Below are 20,092 nucleotides of genomic sequence, written 5' to 3'. Positions count from 1 at the left end.
AGTCCTTCGCTCAGGCGGCGGCCTTCATTTCTTCGTCGATCTTGCGCCAGTCTTTCGTGACGAAGGTCTCTTGGATGGCGGTGCGGGTTTCAAGCATCCCGTTGCGTATCCAGTGCCAGGTGCGGCAGCGGTTTTGGCCGCAGTCGGAAATCTGGATCTGCTCGTAGAGATAGAGCGATGGGTCGCCCGTGCGTTGCCAGTAAAGCATCATGGTGCGGCTATATTCGTCGAGCGGCACTTCTGCGGCCCAACCCTGGATCAGCTCGTTGTCCCACCAGATGCGGCCATCGCGGTAGGTTGCGGGGAAATCACGCACTTCGGTGCGGCCATCATCCCAGCGGTAGTGATTGGTCTGATGGTAGGGAATGTCATCCTCGCCCGTCATCCGGCAGAGCAAACGGCTGGCATGTTCGTCGATCTTCTCGTTCTGGGCATTGAAATAGCTGTAGGTCCCGTCCCACACGCCTTCATGGCGGGCGAGCAGCGGCATCGCCGCCGAGAATTCTGCAAAAGTTGTCATTCGGAGGCTCCGTTGATCAAGAGAAGGGCGTCATGCCAGCGCCGCGCCGCGCTGCCGGAACGAATGCGAGCCAGTGCGCCTGCATGGAGCGCTGCCGGGTCGAGGGCTTGTTGGTCGAGCGGAATCGCGTTGGCCGCGTTCGCTTCGTACCAAGGGCTGAAGAATGCTTCGGCGCGGGCTATGGCCCATGCGCGCTGGAGATGCTGGCCGAACCGGTCGGGCGCCATATCGGGATAGAGTCGTTCGGGATTGCCCTCGGGCGGCGTCGGCCACAAAATGCGCGACGCGCCCAGTTCTTCGGCGGCGATGCGGACTGCGGCTTCGATATCGTCGAATTCGCTGGATTGGCCGTGGCCGGGCACATCGATTGCGAGCGTATCCTCGTGTGGCTCGTCCATTTCTCCAGCAGGGCCGTGAAGGACCAATGCGTCGCCTCCGCGAGTGCCTTTCCAGTGGATCAACTGACCGTCCACTTCGAGCCAACCTTCCGTGTCGTCCTCGGCCAGGTTCGACAACGGTCCATCCGCACCGTTTTCTAGCAGGAATGCGAGGCTTTCGGCCTGATGATCCGCCGGCGTAGCGACCTTCTTCGCGTTCCACCCTGCGGGCATTGCGCCCAGGCGGTCGATATGCGCTTGTAACGGGTCGCCGTCATAGGCGGTTATCAGACACGGCGGCACATCCGCACTCGCAGTCGGAATATCGCGCGGCGCTCGCAAGACTGCGCCATACCCTGCGCGGTAATCGTTGCCCGCATCAAGCATTTCCATGACCGCCTGATTGGCTCGCGCCACGTCGGCATGCGCGACCGACAGCCGCGCTTCCTCGCGCGTATCGAACCACGGGAACACCCAGCTTTGCTCCAGCATCCGGTTCCACAGCCAGGTCAGGTGTTCGCCATAGTCGGAGGGATGAAATTCGGGGAGATAGCGCTCGCCGAATATCCGCATTTCCTCCTCGGTCCAGATCGCATAGCCTCCGATGGCGAGGCAGCGAAAGCGATGCGGCTGGCGTTTGAGCGCCGTGACAAGGATGATGCCGCCCGAATGGAACCCGTAAGCGGGGCAGGGGCCCACACCCAGCGCATCGAGAAACTCGCCCAGCGCATCGGCGAAGTCGCCGATCTCCGGGTCTCTCCGGCCCACCTGCGGCAATGGATCGGACTGGCCGAAACCGGGCGTGTCGGGAGCGATGCAGGTGAAGTGCGCGCTCCATTGCTGCATCAGCGCTTCGTATTCGGCGCTTGAGCGTGGGCTTTGATGCACCATCAACAGCACTGGACCGCGCCCACAGCGGCGGTAGTGGACCTGTCTTCCCGTCTCGGGAATTGTAACGATATGGCGCGTGATCGTGTTCACAAAGTTGTCCGGACAAATTTATCTCGACAACCTCCTAAGGGCGTTTATGGTTCCCGTCAAAGCAGAATCGAAAGGTAGGTAAATGACCGAGTTAATCGGTACGAAGATGGTCAGCGACGGCAAGACCGCGCGCGAGATCTTCGAAGGCGTTGTGGCCAATCCGGCCCGCAAGAAATTCGGCTTTGGTGAAAAGCTGGCGATTGTGAATGTCGATGTGCAGCAGGCTTACACGCGAACGGACATGTTCAAGACCGCGTATGAGACCGATCCGCGTCAGATCGAATACATCAACACGATCAGCCGATTGGCGCGCGAAAAGGGCATGCCGGTGATCTGGAGCCGGGTCGCTTACAAGGCGGATGCAGGCGATGCCGGTGTTTGGGGCACGCGCACCGATACCGAGGATTCGCTGCAGAACATCAAATACGATTCCGAACGCCATCAATTCGATCCGCGCTGCGAAATCGATCAGGACGATTTGCAATTCACCAAGCGCATGCCCAGCGTGTTCTTCGAAACCCCGCTGGCGAGCTACCTGACTTTCCATAAAGTCGACACGGTGGTCGTTACGGGCGGATCGACATCAGGCTGCGTCCGCGCGACGGCGGTCGATTCCCTCAGCCACGGCTACCGCACCATCGTGCCCGTAGAGACCTGCGCGGACAAACACGAAAGCTATCACTTCGCCAATCTCACAGACCTCCAGCTGAAATATGCCGATGTCGAGCCGGTTCAGGCGGTGATCGACTGGCTTGAGGCGCGCTGAGTCATGCAGGCCCGCGCCCCGATCATGCCGCTGCAAACTAAAGTCGAAAGTTGCCTTCCCTTTCGCATGAGCGGGCGGAAATCATGAAAGAGAACGCAACCGACCCCGGACTCTACGACTACCACCCGTACAATTCCCGGTCCAAGATCACCTGGCCGGGCGGCAAGACCTGTGCGGTATGGGTTGCGCCCAATCTCGAATATTACGAGATCGATCCGCCGATCCACCCCAAGCGCAAGCCGTGGCCGCATCCCGCGCCGAGCGTGGTCGGCTATTCGCACCGGGACCATTCAAACCGTGTGAGCCACTGGCGCATGGCCGAAGTGATGAGCAAGCATGGCTTTCCCGGATCGGTGAGCCTGTCTGTGGCGCTGTGCCAGCACCACCCCGAGGTCGTTGCAGATGCCAAGGAGCGCGGCTGGGAGTTCTTCAGCCATGGCATCTACAACACACGCTATTCCTACGACATGACCGAGGCGCAGGAGCGGGCGATCATCGAAGATTCGATCGCCACAGTGCAGGGGGCGACCGGCCAGCGAATACGCGGCTGGCTCGCCCCCGCTTTGACGCACACGCCGCGCACGCTCGACCTGCTGGCCGAGTACGGAATGGACTACACCTGCGACCTGTACCACGACGATCAGGTTCAGGAGGTGAAGGTCGCCTCGGGTAAGCTGGCGTCGATTCCCTACAGCCTCGAGGTCAACGATCACTATGGCTTCTTCGTCTACAATATGTCGGGCCGCGAATATGCCGATACGCTGGTGAAACAATACGAGCGGCTGGCGGCGGAGGGCGAGCAGTCCGGCACGGTCATGTGCATCCCGCTGCATGCCTATCTGATCGGTCAACCGCACCGGATTGGTCCGTTCGAAGAAGCGCTCGAGCATATCGCCAAGGATGGCCGTGCATGGATTGCGAAAGCGGGTGAGATTGTCGATGCCTGGCGCGAACAGGTTGGGAGGACGCAGCAATGAGCGCGCTTCCCGAAAGCTACACCCGATATCCCAAGCGCCGCGAAGGCTACGACCACGATCTCTATCCGTGGTCTAACATGCACCAGCGCAGTCCGGTTCATTGGCCCGGCGGCAAGAACGTGGCGGTGTGGCTCTGCGTCAGCCTTGAATGGTTTCCAATCACCCCGGAGGGCCCGTTCAAGGCACCCGGCCATATGGTCACGCCCTATCCCGACTATCGTCATTATACCGCGCGCGATTATGGCAGCCGTGTGGGTGTCTGGCGGATGCTTGACGCATTCGAAAAGGCGGGCGTGAAGGCCAGCTTCGCGACCAATGCCGCGATTGCCGAGCGTTACCCCGAACTGATCGCCGCGATCCAGCAGGGCGGGCACGAGATCATCGCGCATTCGACCGACATGAACGGCACAATCGACGCGAGCCTTGGCGAAGAGGCAGAGCGTGCCTTGATCGGCGATGCGATGTCGCGGCTGGAGGTGGCGACGGGTTCGCGGCCCAAGGGTTGGCTTTCGATTGCGCGCCAGCAGAGCTTCCACACGCTCGATATCCTGAATGATGAAGGGCTGACCTATTGCTGTGACTGGGTGAATGACGAACTGCCCTATCGTTTCACGAATGGGCTGATCGACCTGCCGCTGAACCATGAATTGTCCGACCGCCAGATCATCACGGTCCAGCAGAAAAGCGCTGAGAGCTTGGCCGAAAGCATGAGCGATGCGTTCGATTGGCTGTCTGCCGAAGCGACGCGCGAAGGCGCCGGGCGAATGCTGCCGATCCACCTCACGCCATACATCATGGGGCTGCCCTACAGGATCGGCGCGCTGGAGAACCTGCTCGCCGATTTCGCCGACCGATCCGATGCATGGTTTGCGCCGGGCTGCGATATTGTGGCTGAGTGGGAGAAGCAGCAATGAAGGCGCGCAATCCCCGCACTGGCGAGGAAGACTACGAGTTCGCCGAAAGCTCCCGCGATGAGATCGCCGCCGAGGCTGCCCGCCTGCGCGCTGCTCAACCAGCATGGGAAGCGCTTGGGCCTGAAGGGCGCGCCGAGGTGCTCGGCCGCTTTGCCGATGCCGTCGATGCTACGGCCCCGCAGATTGCAGCCGCGCTGACCATCGACACCGGGCGCGGCGCTGTTTCGTGGATCGAAGTTGAAGGGCTGGCGCGCAACATTCGCAAATGGGCCGAGCGTGGGCCGGGCTTGATTGAGGGTCTCGACCGAGAGGCGCATCCATCTGCAACGCCGGGTTTTGAGATCGCGGCACATTATTCGGCCTATCCGCTGTTCGGTGCGATAGCCCCGTGGAACTTTCCGGTGATCCTGAGCCATATCGACGCCGTACCCGCACTGATGGCGGGCTGTGCGGCGCTGGTGAAGCCGTCCGAAGTCACGCCGCGCTTTGTCGCGCCGATGCGCGAAGTGCTCGCCAAGGTGCCTGAATTGCCCCTTGCCTATGTGATGGGCGGGGCCGAGGTCGGGGAGGCGCTCATCGAGGAAGTGGACTATGTCTGCTTCACCGGATCGACCGGCACGGGCAAGAAAGTGGCCGTGGCTGCCGCGCGTCAATTGATCCCTGCCAATCTTGAGCTGGGCGGCAAGGATCCGATGATTGTCACCGCAAACGCCGATCCCGAATGGGCCGCAGGCATCGCGCTGCGCAGCTCGATCGTCGCGACCGGACAGGCGTGTCAGTCGATCGAGCGGATATTCGTTGCGCGGGAGATCGCCGAACCCTTCCTCGCCCAGCTGACCGAAGGCGCAAAGGCAGTCGAAATCACCTACCCTGACGCAGGTCAGGGCCATCTCGGACCCTTCATCTTCCCGGCACAGGCAGCCAAGGTTCAGGCGCAGATCAATGATGCGGTTGCCAAAGGCGCACGGGTGCTGGCTGGCGGTCAGGTCGAGGAACTTGGCGGCGGAAAGTACTTGCGGCCCACAATCCTTACCGACGTGACGCCGGATATGGCGGTGATGCGCGAAGAGACTTTCGGTCCGGTCTTGCCTGTGACTGTGTTTGACGATCTCGAATCTGCCATCACCATGGCCAACGACACCGAATATGGCCTCTCGGCAGGGGTGCTTGCCGGTTCGCTCGAAGAGGCCGCCGAAATCGGATCGCGCCTCGAAGCCGGGGCAATCAGCCTTCAGGACGGCGCTCTCACCAGCATGGTCGGCGATGCGACCAACCACTCGCGCAAGGCATCCGGGTTGGGGCCAAGCCGCATGGGCGATGAAGGTCTGTTGCGGTTCCTGCGGCGCAAGGCGATGATCCGCCAGACCGGGCAGGCGCTGCCCATCGATGCCTATCGCGAAGGTCAAAGCGCGTGAGCAACCGCGCGCAGCTCGAAGTGGTGATGCCTGCGATGCTGCTCCACGATGGCTGGTGGGACGGCTGGTATCGCGATTTCGACTTGGACGGGAAGCTGCTCGATGAGCGCCGCGTCAAGACGCATTGCGAATTTCCCGATAGCGGCGAGTGGCACTACATCCAGCACAACTGGATCAATTGGGCCGACGGCCGCGAAATGCATGTCGAATTTGGCGGCAGGCTCGAAGGCGACCGGCTTATCTGGAACACAGACCGCTTCTCCGGTTACGGCTGGCAGACGCATGAGCATACGATCATGCTGCGGCTCGATCGGCTGGATGTACCGGGAGCTTGCTATGTCGAGATGATAGGCCTGTTTCCCGGCGCGCAGACACGCGCGCGAACATGGCAGTGGTTCAAGGGCGATGAGCCGTGGAAGCGCACTTTGTGCGATGAGAAGAGGATCGAGGGATGACAAAACTGGCTCTTGCGGCCGCGCTGATGATCGCAGCGCAGCCTGTTATGGCGCAGGATGGTACTGCGCGGGCAGGGCCTCCGTCGCAATCGACCTGCGATCAGCCGGTTGTGATGGTGGTGACCGGCCTGACGCTCGACCGTAAGCGGATGGGCGAATACGCGCGCGCCATTGCCGAGAGCAAAATCTACGAAAAACTCGGCGGCTACTACCTCAACATCCCGCGCACGCTTGCCATATTCGAAGGCACCGAAGACGAGCGCGCAACCACCATTACCGTGCGCTTCCCTTGCCTCGAGAATGCCCGCGCGTTCTGGTACTCGAAGACCTATCAGGAAACGATCCTGCCGCTGCGCCTGGACCCGAGCGCAGGCGATTACAGCGTGCGGGTCTATCCCGAAGCGCCGCTGCGAGAAGATATGGTCGGCAAAGTCGGCGACAACGCTTATACGGCGGAATTCTCGGCAAGCGAAATTCCGCAGATCGAGCAGTAACTACCGCTCTAATTCGACCAGTTCGTAGCGGTTCATCATATAGCCGTCGATTGAACCGTAGACGAGTACGCTGTCGTCATCGGCGGTCACCCACATGTCGAAATCGGGGTGCCTTGTCCCGCCCATACCTTCATCGCTATCATCGACATAGCGATAGCGGCGGCACTGGAATGTCCCGGCTTCGACCGTCTTCTCCTCCTCGCCGACATATTCCATCACCATCTCGAGATAGGCGATCTGTGGCGGCGTCGCCCCGCGATGGTCGGGCGAGGGTAGGAAGAAGCGCAGGCGACGTTTGTGCGGCCCTTTGCTCACATCCATCAGCCGAGTGGTGAACCCGTCGCCAGCTATTGGATGGGTGCCGAACGCGTCGAACTCGCCCGCCTCGCGGGTTTCGGAATTGCGTCCAATGCTGGGACCGAAGCTCTCGCATATGATCTGATCGGCGGCCTGATCGTAGCGCATCCAGCCCGAGCCGAGGAACTCATCGCCCAATGTCAGATGGACGAGTAAATTCTGCGGCTTGCGATCCGGGCCGATATGACAGGTGATGTTGCGCAGCACCGTTGGATCCGGCTCTTCGATCTCACACTGCGCGCTCATGATCACCGAACCATCCGAGTGATGCGAAAAGTTGAACCATTCGCGCCCGCGTTCCTGACCTTTCATCCCCGGCTTGACCGACGAGTAGCGGATTTTCCCGCGCACGTTACGGTGCCGCATCAGATCACTCCCGCCTTGTCGAGCCGTTCGATCACTTCGGCCTGCGCCCGGCGGAAATAGTCGCGATCCGGAATGCCAGGCTTGCCGTCCTGCATCATGCCATCGGGGCCGCGAAACGGCTCTGCGGCGGCGGCATAGGCCTCGGCGAACAAGGCCGGTCGCTGGCGGGCGAGGTAGTTGGTCATTGCGGGGGTCTTGCGCCCTTCGCGCAGCGCGCCGAGGTCGATCGGGGCAAACGCAGTGAAGGTTTCGCCATCGCCCGATTGCGCGATCACGCGGCCTTTCCAGTCGACGACCTGACTGTTTCCTTCGGCGCTGGAGAGCGGCATGGCGGTCCCGGAAATCCCGGCTGTGTTCGACGACACCACATAGGCAAGGTTCTCGAAAGCGCGCGCTTGCTTCGCGATGTCCTTGTTAGTGGCAATTGGTGAGCCGACTTCGCTAGAGGAATGGCAGAACACTTCCGCACCGCGCAGCGCCAATGCGCGAGCGATCTCCGGATATAGGATTTCCTCGCTCGCAATCGCGGCAAGGTTGCCGATCTCGGTGCGGGCGACGGGGAACACGCCTTCGAGCCCATACTTGTCGAGATAGGCTTCCCACACATCGTGCGGGCTGGGTGCGAACATTGAAATGAGCCGCCGGTAGCGCAGCACCACATCACCCGATGGCGCGACAATAAAGCAGGTCTGGAAATAGAAGTCCGGGAACGCCTCGTCAGTTTCATAGGCATTGCCCGCGAGGAACATGCCGAGCCGCTGCGCGACAGCGCCAAGCGCCTCATATTCCGGCCCATCCGCAGCAAAACCAACGCGGGCAGCGAAGTTCGGGATCGAAATGCGGCCGGGGTACGATGTGAATAAATATTCCGGCAGCACCACCAGCTTGACCGGCTTGCCCGAATATTGAGCGACGAAGATCGAACTCGTTCGAATTTGCCCTTCAATCTCGGCGATATGCTCAAGGATCGCCGCGCGCGCCGCTTCGGCATCGGGCAATTGCTCCAGCGAGCGCGCCGTCAGCTGCATCGCCATAGCTGAATAGGTTGAAGTCTCGCTCACATCGTCTCCCTTGGATGCTGCAATCGCGCCGGTCGGCACAATCGCAGCGTACATTCCTGCTGCCCCAGAGCCTATCAACGCCCGCCTGCGATCGAGCTCCAGCGCCACCTATAGTCCCAGTGAACCCGGGTTCATCAGGCCTTTGGGGTCCAGCTCAGCCTTAGCGGCCTTGAGTAGCGCATCAGCACGTGGATGCAGGCTGTCGCGATAGCGGTAGGTGCGCCCGATCTGGAAATGCGCAGCCTCATGGTCGTAGAAAATATCGACGATCGCTTGCTTGAGTTTCTTCGTCAGCGCCCAGGAATCTGCATTCGGCTTATGTTTCGGAAGCCTCTTCAGATGCGCCTTTTCGATTGTGTCTTCGATCACCGGATTGCGCGCGTCGGGCCAGTAGAGGCACGGCTCGATCACCATGCCTGCACCGCCAACGGCTGCCACCAGAGTGCCGTAGTGCACGCCGAGTTCGTCCATCTCCTCCGCGTGATCGGCGAACAGCTTTTCAAAAGCGGCAAAGCATTCCGCGGAGCGGCCGTGCGACACGAGACCGTGGATTGGAGCCCAGCGCTCGCCTTCCGGTCCGAGGATCGAATTGAGCGGACCGAACGGATTGGCGCGGATGATCTTGGGTATGGTGTTCTCAACTTCGCGTCCGCCGCAGCGTTCCACCAGCTGCCGCGCGATGTCGATATCGGCATTGGCTGCCGCTTCGATCCGGCCTTCGGCGAGGATGTGGAGCGAGAAATTGGCGTCATTCAGAAAGTCACGCCCGGCAGCGATGACTTTCGCGCCTTCCTTCAGCGCCTTCATGACGCCGCCCTGCTTCTTCATCATCCCGACGAGCTGTTTGGCGTCACCAGTAAGGCTGTCGCGCTTCATCCGGATCGCGTTGAGATACGGGTCGAAGCCGAAGCACTCTGTTGCGATGCCCATGCGTTCGATTGCGCTGGCTGCTGAGAACCAGCTGTCAGCGTCGTCGAAGGCAAAACTGGCATAGCCGTGGCAGTCGGCTTCAGGGATCAGCTTAAGTGTAACGGTCGCCTTGATACCCAGCGCGCCTGTGTCACCGAGGAACAATCCGGTCAGGTCAGGCCCGTATGGCCGGGTGTGCTTCTTCCCGGTGTTCAGCAATGTGCCGTCAGCGAGCACCACCTCGAGCGATGTGCAGCTCTGCACTGCCGATCCATAGCGCGTGGTGCCCCAGAAAATGCCATTCTGGCTCATCCCGCCGCCGATGGTTGCTTTCAGGCCCGACAGCGTTCCCCACATCGGAGTGCGCAGGTGGTGATGCGCCAGCCGCTCCTTTAGCGCGGCCCAGGTGCAGCCCGCTTCGACGGTGACGGTCATCGACACGTCGTCGACTTCGAGTACGCGGTTCATCTCGGCGAGATCGAAGAGTACCGCGCCTGGCTGATCCTGCGTGTAGCCTCCTGTGTAGCTCATCCCTCCGCCGCGCGGCGCAACCGGGTGTCCGGCATCGGTCGCGGCTTTCACGGCGGCTGCGAGTTGGTCCTTGTCCTTTGGCCGGACGACAGCGGCGAGGTCGGCGCCGCGATCGTAAATGTCATAGGCGTAGAAATCGAGGGTGGCCTTGTCAGTCAGGACCTCGGCACCCGAGGCGCGCAGGCTGTCGGCGAGGTTGGTTGGTGAGGCGGCTAGGGTGGCCATCAGGCTGGCTCCAGTTCGGGGGTGGGGGTTTGGGACTCGTCTTCGGCTTCGGGCAGCTCGGCGGGGTATTTACCGAGGAACAGCAGTAGCCCGCCTCCGACAACGAAAGCGAACATGGCCACTTGCAGGATCGCGTCGTAGCTTCCCGTCGTGTCGCGGACGTAGGCGTAGATGATTGGCGATAGCGCACTGAACAGGCCGAAAGGCATGTAGAGCATCCCGTAGATCTTGCCGTAATTGGCCATGCCGAAATAGCGTCCGGTGAGATACGCGATCAGATCGCTTTCGGCCCCGGCGGCAAAGCCGAGCAGAAAGCCGGCGAGCGCCGCCATGGTGAAGGTCACTTCTCCGCCCAGCAGGACGTAGCAGGATATGGCGGGAAGGCAGAGCAGCGGGAACGCCACGAAGCCCTGCCAGAACCGATCCAGCAGCGCGCCGGTAGCGAGCCGCCCTGTCAGGATGCCGATGCCAAGCACGCCCATGACGCTGGCGGCGTCCTGTTGGCTGATCCCGCGATCACCCAGCATGGTCGGCATGTTGATGAATGCCCCGCCAAACGCTGTGGCGATGATCGCGATGGACAGCCAGATCAGCCAGAACCGGTAGTCCTTGAGCGCGGTGCCGAGTGTGACGCCGGTCAGTTTCCCGCTCGCGCTTTCGATTGCTTTGGGCCGTTCTTCAGGGCGGGGTTCACGGAAGAGGAAGTATGCGATGGGCAGCGCAACCAGCAGCGGCAAAGCGGCGACAATCGCGAACATCGCGCGCCAGCCCTGCGTTTCAATCGCCCAGACAGCGAGTTTGGGAACCACAATGGCCGCAAGGCTGGTGCCGAGCAGCAGGATGCCGAGCGCAAGACCGCGATGCTTGAAGAACCACAGGTTGATCGCACGGCTCCAGGTGACCGGGGTCGAACCGATGCCGACCAGCCCCACCAGCACCCAAAGGGCATAGTAGATGTAGAGCGTGGAACTTGCGGCGGCAGTGGGTGTCAGGCTGATCGCGCCGAACGAAAAGCCGAAGGCCGCGAGCGACCAGAGAGCGACACGGCGCACGCCATGCTTGTCAGCGAGCGACCCAAAGAACGGCGCGAGCAGGCTGGCAATCACACCGAAGATCGTGATCGGGAACAGGATTTCGGTTCGAGACCAGCCGAATTCGGCGATAAGCGGATCGACGGTAAAGCCGATGACATTGAAGGGGATCGGCGATGCCCCGCATGCCACCCCGAGAACCCCCGCAATCAGCACGGTCCAGCCCTTGGAGAACTCTCCGCGTTCTGTGTCTGGCGGGACGCTGGTTGAATTCAAGATTGTTCTCCTGCGGCGGGATTGTTCCGCCATATTGTGCCGGGATGCAACCGCTTCCGGCTTACATCACATGGTCGCGGTAGAATTCGGTCAGGCTGCCGTCGGGCGAGCGCACTGCGAAGATATCGTGCGTGCCGATGCCTGCGATCTCCACCTTCTCCGCTTCGTACGGCATCGGAACATCGAGCCTTTTCATGTCATCGCGGTACATGCTGTGGTTCACCACCGGGTAGCGCACCGAGATGATGCCGAGATTGGGCGGTGAAGCGCGCCTCGAGAGATCATCGCCGGTGAAGCCATCGATTTGCATTACCTCTACGCGACCCGTTTCTTCGGGCAGCTGCGGTTGCAAGGCAGCAGCGCTGCGTGTGATTGTGGGCGTGAGGTTAAAGGGGATGCCGAAGTTCGAGCGTGCAGGTTCCTCTGGCTCGCGATCGAAGTCGAACAGCAGACCGAATTGGAGCTTCTGCTCATAGAACGCTCGCGCGGCCTGCTTATCCTTCACCATCCGCATTGAGTTAAAGCCCTGGCTGATGCGGCCGACCGGGAATGCAGTGAAGTCGGGCGAAAGCCGCTCGTAAACCGCCAGATTGATCCCATGCGGGCCTTGCAGCACGACGTTGCGTAGGTCGGAGGTGCCAAACTGGAACCGGATCGGGCGGCTCTCCGCCCACCAGCCCAAGTGGATCGCCTTGTCGAACAGCGCCGGAATATTGTCCGAGCGGACCATGATCGAATAGATGCCGCCCGTGTCCCAAGCGCGGGCGGTGATGCGGATCGGTTCTTGATCAACGCCGTCGAAGCGCACGAAACGCAGGCAGCCTCTAACAGCCTGCGGAGCGCACCAGAGCTCAAAGCGACCCGACGCCGTCTCTGGCAGTTTCCAGTAGTCGAGTTCGCTGCGCGCAATCTCTCCGCTCAGCCGCAACTGCCAGTCGCCAGCCTCGCGAAACAGCCGCGTTACCGGGTCGAACTCGGTGACGCTGACGACCGCCTCGGTCCATGGGCTGATATTGTACTCGCGGGCAGGCTGAGCCTGCGCAGGGGCAATCGCGACCACGCACAACAATGCTGCCAAAGACAAGACGCCGGACCCGAAGGCCCGGCGCATGGTGGAGAGAAGGTTGCTCACGTCAATCGAACGTGAAGCCGACATCAATGCCGACGGTCAGCGGCGGTGCAGCGAAGACCTGGTTTTGTGAGCCGCCAGCGAAAGTGTTGGCGCGGAAATACTCGCGGTCGGTCAGGTTCTTGCCCCATACCGTCACCCGCCAACGATCCGTGCGATATCCGATCCGCGCGTCGAGCCGCAGGCCCGGTTCCTGACGTGTGCCGGGCACATTGGCGACAAGGCCGAAGGTGTCGTCTTCCCACGCCGCATCGCCGCCGAAGAAGACGTCTCCATTGCCAACCGGAATATCGTAATTGAAGCCGATCAACCCTTTGAATTCAGGCGCGTTCTTAAGCTCTAGTCCCAGCGCGCAGTCGATGATGGCCTGTTCGAAAGCAGTCGAGCCCGGCGCGGCGCCAATGGTGCCGCATGCAAGGCCCGGCGTCGTGGTGGTGCTGCCCGAGAGCAGGCCAGCCTGCGCGAAGTTGAGGGTCTGATATTCGGCATCAAGCCAGCTGGCATTGCCGTAGATCGTGAAGCCATCGACCGGTTCGATCCGGCCTTCGATCTCGACGCCCTGAATGCGCGCTTCACCCGCATTGATCCGGGTAAAGCCGCCGGTTGGCAATGTCCCGCTGATCTGCAGGTCCTGATAATCGTTGTAGAAGTAGGTCGCATTAAAGGTCGCGCGCCCATCAAGGAACTGGGTCCGGATACCCGCTTCAATGCTGTCCAGTTCCTCTTCGTTGACCGGCAGGAAGCAGGCGACCGGGCTGAAGCAGTCCGGCGAGAAGCCGGGCGATTTGAAGCCGGTCGAGTAGGACGCATAGAACAGGATGTCGTCAGTAAGCGAATAGTCGACCTTGGCAGTCCAGGTGATGTTGTCCGTGTCGGTCTCACCGGTGATGTTCGATCCGAACCCAGCCAGCGGCCCCCCGGCATTGCCGACGAATTCGCGGTCTTCGGTCGTCCAGCGCAGGCCGCCCGTCAATGTCAGCGCATCGGTCACGTCAAACGTTGCCTGCGTGAACAGCGAGAAGCTTTCGGTCTCCACATCGTTGCCGAATGGGAAGACGAAGACGTAGTCGAGATCGACCGTTTCGTTGTAATAGAACGCGCCGGCAGTGAAGTTGAACGGACCTTCGAAATCGGTGTTCAGCAGGAATTCCTGACTGAACTGGTCCTGCTCTGTCTGCTGGAAGAACGGGAAGCTGATGAAGCTCGACAGTTCATCCTTGAGCGCGCGGAGAGCTGTAATCGAAGTGACCGAGAAATTGTCAAACTCACCGGTCAGTTGGATCGATGCGCCATAAGCTTCGACTTCGCTGTCAAAGTTGGTGACGCAGCCAATGGGCTGAAAGTTGACGGGTGTGAGAGCCGAACACGTGACGCCCGCGGCCGGTTCGATCGTAAAGATGTCCTGATCGGCGTCGGTCGTGATGGCGGGATTGGAGCTGCTTGCCGCTAGCGAACTGGGCACCGGATCGCTGTTGTCCGAGGTGTAGTCGAATGTTGCCAGAACGCTCCAGCTGTCATCCAATTCACCGTAGAGGCTGCCGCGGAATGCAAGCACTTGTTCGGCGCCAACTTCCGTCCCTGCCTGACCGGCGAAATCGCCATTCGGGTTGAGCGTGTGGAATCCGTCGCGCTCCTTGTAGAGGCCGGTCAAACGGACCGCGAGCGAATCCGCGAGGCTGAGATTGACAGTCCCTCGTGCCTGAATGCGGTCGAAATTGCCGTAGCCGAAATCGGCCGAAAGAGACGTTTCGCCCAATTGCGGCCGGACCGAGGTGAACTTGATCGCGCCGCCATTGGTGTTGCGACCATACAGCGTACCTTGCGGGCCGCGCAGCACTTCCACCTGCTCGATATCGACCAGATCGACCAGTGAACCTACCGTCCGGCCAAGATATACGTTGTCGATATAGATACCGACCGCCGGGTCGATCGCGCCGCGCGATTCGTCTTCGCCAACGCCGCGGAAGAATATCCGCGCGGATGACGAAGTGCCAGTTCCGGTGGTGATGACCACGCCCGGAATCTGGGATGTCAGATCATTGCTATCCGCGATTTGGCGGTTTTCAAGCTGCGCTCCGGTCAATGCAGTTACTGATGCAGGGACATCTTGGATATTCTCGGCGCGGCGCTGTGCGGTGACGACGATAACATTGTCATCCTCGGTGGCCTCGGCGGTGTCGGAATCTTGGGCAAACGCCTGTGATGGCAATGCTGCAAGGGCGATAGCAGAAGTTGCGCTGGCAAAGGCCAGTTTGGGGGAGCGTCGCAGGTGCATTGAAAGAGATCCTTCTCGGCAAGATGTGTGTCGCGTCGGCTTTTACCGATCGGAATGTCCCGTCCTGTCCATGTAAGTTGTCCGGACAACATCTTGCTTGTCAAGCTCAGAAATGCAATTTGTCCGGACAAATTGAACGAATCTGTCTCCCGATGCGGTGATCGGGCAACAGTTTGACAAGGAGGCCGAATGGCTTTTTCCGAAATGGCGTATCCGGCGCTGGTCTATGCGCATCTGCTGTTATTCGTGCTGTGGCTGGGCGCTGATGTCGGCGTGTTCGTTCTTGGCCAGCATTTCCGGCGGCGCGCGGCCTATTCGCTCGATCAAAGGATCGCTCTGCTCAAATTGCTGGTGGAAATCGATATGGTCCCGCGCAGTGCGTGGGCGCTGATGGTGCCGCTTTCACTGAGTGTGGTCGATCTCGGAAACTGGTGGGATGTCCCCGTCTGGCTTTTGATCGGAGCGTGGGTGATTGGCCTGTTCTGGCTGTGGCTGGTGTGGGATTCACACCGCCATGATCAGACTCCGCGCGCCGCGCGCAATCGCAAAATTGAAGGCTGGCTGCGTTGGTTGATTGGCGGCTTTTACCTTTGGCTTGGCGGCCAGAGCCTGATTGCAGACGCGCCGCTTTCGCCTGATTGGCTCGCATGGAAAGCGCTCTTGTTCGGTTTCATCTTTGTTGCCGCAATCATGATCGACGTCACATTCAAGCCTGTCGGTGCGCAGTTGACGGCAGTGCTCGAGCAGGGGTCGAGCGATGAGACTGAAATCCCCTTGAGGCGGACGATGGACCGGACGCGGATCTGGGTCTGGGCGGTCTATGTCTTGCTGATGATCACGGCCTTTTTGGGCAACGCCAAACCGTTACTCTAAGGCCACACAGCGACGTTGTTTGTTACGAAAACCGCACCGGTGGAGCAAAAATTGTCTGGACAACTCATAATTTGTCTGGACAAATTTTGCATGGGCGGCAGAAATAGCCGACTGGGACGGAACATTGCTGCGGTGGGGCGCAGCGCCAAATGGGAGGTATCACTATGAAAAAGGTCATTCGCGGAGCGTTATTGGCTGCGACGGTCATGACGCCGGGAGCTCTTCTCGCACAGGACACGGGGGCTACCGCCGACGAGGCAAATGCCGAAGAACGCAACGACAACGTAATCATCGTTACAGCCCGCAAAACCGAAGAGAGCATTCAGGATGTGCCAATTGCGGTCTCCGCGTTCACATCGGAAGATCTGTTCGAGCAGGGCATCCGCGACATCGAAGACCTTTCGCGCCGGACCCCGGGCTTTGTGTTCGACACGCCCTTCGGACGCCAGTTCGACCGCCCAATCATTCGCGGTCAGGCCAACATTCTCGGCGATTCAGGCGTTTCGGTATTCATCGATAACGTCAACGTCACCCAGTCGATCCGCAGCCTGAACTTTGGCGACATCGACACGATCGAGATCATCAAGGGACCGCAATCGGCGCTGTTCGGACGCAACACCTATTCCGGTGCGATCAACATCACGACCCGCCAACCGACAAACGATTTTGGCGGCGAGCTGAGCGTCGAAGTGGGCGAAGACAATCTCTATGAAGTGCTCGGTAACATTCGCGGGCCGATCATCGAAGACAAGCTCTTCTTCTCGCTTTCCGCGCGCTACTACGACTTTCAAAGCGAGTTTGACCGTCCGGGCAATCTGAACCCGTCGGTTGGCAATGAGTCCTCATTCAGCATCGGTGGCACGCTGGAATTTCGGCCTACACCGGGTTGGACCAGCAAACTGCGCATTGCTTACAACGAGGATGATGACGGACACTTCCCGATTGGATTGTTCGGTTTTCCTAACCTGAATGTGAATGTGCCAGGCGGCATCGATTTGGGCGGCAATCAGCCGTTCTTCCAAGGCGTCGTGCCAACGTCCGCGCCGAACCCCAGTGGCTCTCCACAGATCAGCAACACGCTGGGCGAAGGCGGCGGTCTTGAGCGTGAAGAGTTTTTCCTCTCGCTCAATAATGAGTTTGAGCTAGGCGAATACACGCTTGTGACAACGCTCGGCTACACGCGGGAGGAATTCCGCGATGAGCTCGACAGCGATGGTCAGCCAACGTCGTTCGGGACAGCATCAGTTGCAAATCCATTCCCGGCGCCATTCATCTTCCCGGGCGCAACCGGCGTTGTCCTGCTGCCGTTCGATTTCACCACCACCGATGATGATCTCCAGACGACTTATGTCGCGGAGGTGCGTCTGGATTCGCCGCAGGACCGTCCATTCCGCTGGAGGGTAGGCGGCTACTACTTCCGCAATAATGAGCGCGACGAAAGCTTGCTTGGAGCGTTTACGCCTGAACGTCAGGCAGCGATCGATGCCTCGGGGCAGGCGACGATCCAGCAGATCGCCGCTGCGCTGGGCGTGCCTTCCTTCACGATCATCAATCTGGGCGGCGGCTTTGCCAACGGACCGGCGGATCCGGAAGAACTGACGGTCGAAAACTTCTCGGTCTTTGGATCGGTCGCCTACGATCTCAGCGACCGGCTGACCGCCACCGCAGAGCTGCGCTGGGCGGATGAAACGCAGCGCCTGCGGGTTTTCGACTTCAACACGGGCGCGTTGACGACGTTGGCCGATGGTTCGGCCTTTGATGTCGAGGCATCATTCGATGCGATCACGCCGCGCTTCATCATCGACTACGAAGCGACGCCGGACAATCTGATCTACGCCAGCGCTGCACGCGGTACGAAGCCAGGCGGGTTCAACGGTGCGCAGGGCTTTGAATTCGGGTTCGGCACGTTTGAAGAAGAATCAGTCTGGCAGTTTGAGCTCGGTTCGAAGAATGCGTTCGCCAATGGTGATCTGATCTTCAACGTCGCGGCGTTCTACTCGGCTCTGCAGGATTACCAGCTGACCGAGAACCTCGCCGCACTCGGCGCGACCAGCACCACGGGGTCGGTTACCGCCAACCTCGGCGATGTTGATGTCTACGGCGTCGAAATCGACGCGATCTGGACGCCCGCTGCTCTGCCTGGGGTTACCCTTGGCGGGAATTATGCGTGGACCGATACGGAGTTCACGTCGGGCACCGAAGCGACGCAAGGCGCGGTGTTTGGCGACCCGGATCTGACGGGGCAAAGTCTGCCACGTCAGGCGCGTCATCAGGCATCGTTCTACGCCGACTACGAGGCCGAGCTTAGCGATGATTTCGCGGCTGTCTTCTCGGTCAATGGCAACTACCTGTCGAGCCGCTTTGCACAAGTTCAGAATCTCGCGGAAACGGGTGAAGCCTTTGAGCTCGATGCGCGCGTCACCTTCAAGTACGGCGATAATCTGAGCCTTACGGTCTATGGTCGCAATCTGACCAACGAAGATGCACCGCTGGGCGTGCTGCGCTTTATCGACCCCACGGGCGGCAATGGCAGCTTCGTGGTCAATGGCACCAACATCGCCAACGGCTTTACGCTGAGCTCTGCCGGGCAATCGCGCGGCTTCCAGTTCAACAACCGCCTGAGTCGCCGGTTTGGCGCGATTGTGCGGCTGCAGTTCTGATCGATCCGAGGCTGGAAGAAATCCCGGCCGAGAAGAGCAAGAAGACGGAATGGGCGGGGGCTTCGGTTCCCGCCCAATTTGTTTGGGTCAGATGTTGGCCAAAACTCTGGTTGCTGCGCGCTCGCCGCTCTCCAGCGCACCTTCCATCCCGCTGCTTTCGACAGCAAGATGTTCGCCTGCGAAGTGGAGCCGCGATCCGGCGTGTTGCGTGGCAGCCGCGAGGTCGCGCGCCATGCCGGTGCCAATATGGTGATAGATGCCACGGGCATAGGGCGACTTCTGCCAACTGAAGTGGTGCACCACTTCGATCTGTCCGCGAGCAGAGGGGCGCATCTGCTCGATCCGCTCGACGATCATTCTGCTTGCGGCTTCCGTGGGCAGGCGGTCAAGTAAGTCGGCGCCGACGCCAGTGGTCCAAAGCTTCAATATCGCAGGATCGTCGCCAAGGACAAAGACGCGCCCAACAAGAGGATCATCGGTCCACAAAGTGTCTGGCAAACCATCCTCGCGCCAGAATGGCTTGCGCGCGGCGATGTAGGCGAAGCTCGCGCGGCTATAGGGCAGACTGCCGATCATGCGGGCAAGGGCCGGGGCGAGCTTGGCCTGCATTGGTATAGTTCGCAGCACCGGAAACGGAAGGGTGCAGATAACTTGACGCGCGCGGATCGTATGATCGGCAAGCCGCAATGTGACACCGCTTTCGTCCTCTGCAATGGCGCTTATGGGTGAGCCCAGTCGCGGCTGGACCGAGAGTGCATCCGCCATCGCCTCGGGCAGGCGTTGCGCGCCGCCGGCGATGGTTGAAACCGGTCCTGATCCCGCCCGGAAAATCGCCAGAGAACGCGCGAGATGGATTTGCGACATTTCGGCGAGCGAATTGCCGTTGAAATTCGTTTCGATCAGGCGAAGTTCTTCGTCCGACGCACCGGCCATTCGCAGCATCTGGCGTACCGAAATATCCTGTTCGCTCGCACCATTGAGCCAGTCGCTTGGCTGAGAGAATTGCGGCAGTTTCCCGTAGTATGATCGTGCCAGAGACGCAGGCTCCACGCTCCGTTTTGCGTCGGGGAGCCGGTTTGCCTCGCTATCCGCCCACCCACTGCTCGGGAAAGTCCTGTCGTTCACATGATAGAGGTTTCCGGGCACTTGAACCCGCCCAGCGCCTGCACCGCTGCCAGACTGCCGGGCAACGCCCAACGTGTCGGCAATGCCGTGCAGCCGTTTGTAGCCCGCTCCGACCTGAATTCCCCCGGCGTCGGGTTTTCCGGGAAGGTCATCAAGTGTGTGGAGCCGCCCACCGACCCGGTTCTCAGCTTCCAGCAGAACGATGCTCAGTCCGGCGGCTTCGAGCATGCTCGCCGCGTGAAGTCCCGCGAGACCAGCACCAATGATCGCAACATCGGCCTCAGTCTTGCCCCACGCCATTCGCGGGGCAGCACCGGCGATGATTGCCGCCGAGCTGCCCGCGAGGAATGCGCGCCTTGTTACCATCGCTCTGGC

General features: G+C 60.5%; 17 protein-coding genes. 8 read left to right on the top strand and 9 right to left on the bottom strand.

What is annotated here, in order from left to right:
• Positions 1 to 10 precede the first annotated feature (10 nt).
• A complete protein-coding gene (locus Q0837_RS10725) occupies positions 11 to 520 on the bottom strand; it encodes a DUF3598 domain-containing protein (RefSeq protein ID WP_298468690.1) in 510 nt (169 codons plus the stop codon).
• Positions 517 to 1,878 carry an alpha/beta fold hydrolase gene (locus Q0837_RS10720; protein ID WP_298468687.1) on the bottom strand — a complete coding sequence of 454 codons (1,362 nt, stop codon included), beginning with the start codon at positions 1,876 to 1,878 and terminating at the stop codon, positions 517 to 519. Before Q0837_RS10720 ends, Q0837_RS10725 begins: the two co-directional genes overlap by 4 nt.
• A gap of 82 nt (positions 1,879 to 1,960) precedes the next feature.
• On the opposite strand from Q0837_RS10720, the gene Q0837_RS10715 reads away from it, so the two are divergent.
• From Q0837_RS10715 to Q0837_RS10690, 6 genes are all read left to right on the top strand, one after another.
• The gene (locus Q0837_RS10715) at positions 1,961 to 2,644 is read left to right on the top strand and encodes an isochorismatase family protein (protein WP_298468685.1); all 684 of its coding nucleotides are present in this window, start codon (positions 1,961 to 1,963) and stop codon (positions 2,642 to 2,644) included.
• Between the two features lie 83 nt (positions 2,645 to 2,727).
• Positions 2,728 to 3,621 (top strand): polysaccharide deacetylase family protein, encoded by an 894-nt coding sequence (locus Q0837_RS10710; protein ID WP_298468683.1) that lies wholly within the window; start codon positions 2,728 to 2,730, stop codon positions 3,619 to 3,621.
• Positions 3,618 to 4,535 (top strand): polysaccharide deacetylase family protein, encoded by a 918-nt coding sequence (locus Q0837_RS10705; RefSeq protein WP_298468681.1) that lies wholly within the window; start codon positions 3,618 to 3,620, stop codon positions 4,533 to 4,535. Before Q0837_RS10710 ends, Q0837_RS10705 begins: the two co-directional genes overlap by 4 nt.
• The gene (locus Q0837_RS10700; protein ID WP_298468678.1) at positions 4,532 to 5,950 is read left to right on the top strand and encodes an aldehyde dehydrogenase family protein; all 1,419 of its coding nucleotides are present in this window, start codon (positions 4,532 to 4,534) and stop codon (positions 5,948 to 5,950) included. Before Q0837_RS10705 ends, Q0837_RS10700 begins: the two co-directional genes overlap by 4 nt.
• The gene (locus Q0837_RS10695) at positions 5,947 to 6,405 is read left to right on the top strand and encodes a hypothetical protein (RefSeq protein ID WP_298468676.1); all 459 of its coding nucleotides are present in this window, start codon (positions 5,947 to 5,949) and stop codon (positions 6,403 to 6,405) included. Before Q0837_RS10700 ends, Q0837_RS10695 begins: the two co-directional genes overlap by 4 nt.
• A complete protein-coding gene (locus tag Q0837_RS10690) occupies positions 6,402 to 6,899 on the top strand; it encodes a DUF1330 domain-containing protein (RefSeq protein WP_298468673.1) in 498 nt (165 codons plus the stop codon). The genes Q0837_RS10695 and Q0837_RS10690 overlap by 4 nt, the downstream gene beginning before the upstream one ends.
• Here the strand turns inward: Q0837_RS10690 and Q0837_RS10685 are convergent, their stop codons facing one another.
• The 6 genes from Q0837_RS10685 to Q0837_RS10660 form a co-directional block, all read right to left on the bottom strand.
• On the bottom strand, positions 6,900 to 7,622 hold the full coding sequence (locus Q0837_RS10685; protein ID WP_298468669.1) for a hypothetical protein: 723 nt from the start codon (positions 7,620 to 7,622) through the stop codon (positions 6,900 to 6,902).
• Positions 7,622 to 8,737 carry a nitrilase-related carbon-nitrogen hydrolase gene (locus Q0837_RS10680; protein WP_298468666.1) on the bottom strand — a complete coding sequence of 372 codons (1,116 nt, stop codon included), beginning with the start codon at positions 8,735 to 8,737 and terminating at the stop codon, positions 7,622 to 7,624. The genes Q0837_RS10685 and Q0837_RS10680 overlap by 1 nt, the downstream gene beginning before the upstream one ends.
• A 54-nt stretch (positions 8,738 to 8,791) precedes the next feature.
• Complete coding sequence (locus Q0837_RS10675) at positions 8,792 to 10,348, bottom strand: FAD-binding oxidoreductase (RefSeq protein WP_298468665.1); 1,557 nt, start codon at positions 10,346 to 10,348, stop codon at positions 8,792 to 8,794.
• Complete coding sequence (locus Q0837_RS10670) at positions 10,348 to 11,655, bottom strand: MFS transporter (RefSeq protein ID WP_298468663.1); 1,308 nt, start codon at positions 11,653 to 11,655, stop codon at positions 10,348 to 10,350. Before Q0837_RS10670 ends, Q0837_RS10675 begins: the two co-directional genes overlap by 1 nt.
• 61 nt (positions 11,656 to 11,716) lie before the next feature.
• Positions 11,717 to 12,787 carry a VOC family protein gene (locus Q0837_RS10665; RefSeq protein WP_298468660.1) on the bottom strand — a complete coding sequence of 357 codons (1,071 nt, stop codon included), beginning with the start codon at positions 12,785 to 12,787 and terminating at the stop codon, positions 11,717 to 11,719.
• Between the two features lies 1 nt (position 12,788).
• Positions 12,789 to 15,059: a TonB-dependent receptor gene (locus Q0837_RS10660; RefSeq protein WP_298468658.1), complete on the bottom strand. Its 2,271-nt coding sequence runs from the start codon at positions 15,057 to 15,059 to the stop codon at positions 12,789 to 12,791.
• Positions 15,060 to 15,248: 189 nt separating this feature from the next.
• Between Q0837_RS10660 and Q0837_RS10655 the strand changes: the two genes are divergently transcribed.
• Positions 15,249 to 15,932 carry a hypothetical protein gene (locus Q0837_RS10655; protein ID WP_298468656.1) on the top strand — a complete coding sequence of 228 codons (684 nt, stop codon included), beginning with the start codon at positions 15,249 to 15,251 and terminating at the stop codon, positions 15,930 to 15,932.
• Between the two features lie 164 nt (positions 15,933 to 16,096).
• Positions 16,097 to 18,592 (top strand): TonB-dependent receptor, encoded by a 2,496-nt coding sequence (locus Q0837_RS10650; RefSeq protein WP_298468653.1) that lies wholly within the window; start codon positions 16,097 to 16,099, stop codon positions 18,590 to 18,592.
• 87 nt (positions 18,593 to 18,679) lie between these two features.
• Here the strand turns inward: Q0837_RS10650 and Q0837_RS10645 are convergent, their stop codons facing one another.
• A complete protein-coding gene (locus Q0837_RS10645) occupies positions 18,680 to 20,083 on the bottom strand; it encodes an NAD(P)/FAD-dependent oxidoreductase (RefSeq protein ID WP_298468651.1) in 1,404 nt (467 codons plus the stop codon).
• Positions 20,084 to 20,092: the final 9 nt, after the last annotated feature.

Source organism: uncultured Erythrobacter sp. (assembly GCF_947499705.1).
Classification (GTDB): Bacteria; Pseudomonadota; Alphaproteobacteria; order Sphingomonadales; family Sphingomonadaceae; genus Erythrobacter.
The sequence above is the reverse complement of the archived record's forward strand: the minus strand, read 5'-3'. Positions and strand labels throughout refer to the sequence as shown.

Excerpts from the sequence above, each read along its gene's own strand:
- Q0837_RS10725 (WP_298468690.1), bottom strand. The coding sequence starts at position 520 with ATGACAACTTTTGCAGAATTCTCGGCGGCGATGCCGCTGCTCGCCCGC.
- Q0837_RS10715 (WP_298468685.1), top strand. The coding sequence starts at position 1,961 with ATGACCGAGTTAATCGGTACGAAGATGGTCAGCGACGGCAAGACCGCG.
- Q0837_RS10710 (WP_298468683.1), top strand. The coding sequence starts at position 2,728 with ATGAAAGAGAACGCAACCGACCCCGGACTCTACGACTACCACCCGTAC.
- Q0837_RS10705 (WP_298468681.1), top strand. The coding sequence starts at position 3,618 with ATGAGCGCGCTTCCCGAAAGCTACACCCGATATCCCAAGCGCCGCGAA.
- Q0837_RS10700 (WP_298468678.1), top strand. The coding sequence starts at position 4,532 with ATGAAGGCGCGCAATCCCCGCACTGGCGAGGAAGACTACGAGTTCGCC.
- Q0837_RS10690 (WP_298468673.1), top strand. The coding sequence starts at position 6,402 with ATGACAAAACTGGCTCTTGCGGCCGCGCTGATGATCGCAGCGCAGCCT.
- Q0837_RS10685 (WP_298468669.1), bottom strand. The coding sequence starts at position 7,622 with ATGCGGCACCGTAACGTGCGCGGGAAAATCCGCTACTCGTCGGTCAAG.
- Q0837_RS10680 (WP_298468666.1), bottom strand. The coding sequence starts at position 8,737 with ATGTACGCTGCGATTGTGCCGACCGGCGCGATTGCAGCATCCAAGGGA.
- Q0837_RS10675 (WP_298468665.1), bottom strand. The coding sequence starts at position 10,348 with ATGGCCACCCTAGCCGCCTCACCAACCAACCTCGCCGACAGCCTGCGC.
- Q0837_RS10660 (WP_298468658.1), bottom strand. The coding sequence starts at position 15,059 with ATGCACCTGCGACGCTCCCCCAAACTGGCCTTTGCCAGCGCAACTTCT.
- Q0837_RS10655 (WP_298468656.1), top strand. The coding sequence starts at position 15,249 with ATGGCTTTTTCCGAAATGGCGTATCCGGCGCTGGTCTATGCGCATCTG.
- Q0837_RS10650 (WP_298468653.1), top strand. The coding sequence starts at position 16,097 with ATGAAAAAGGTCATTCGCGGAGCGTTATTGGCTGCGACGGTCATGACG.
- Q0837_RS10645 (WP_298468651.1), bottom strand. The coding sequence starts at position 20,083 with ATGGTAACAAGGCGCGCATTCCTCGCGGGCAGCTCGGCGGCAATCATC.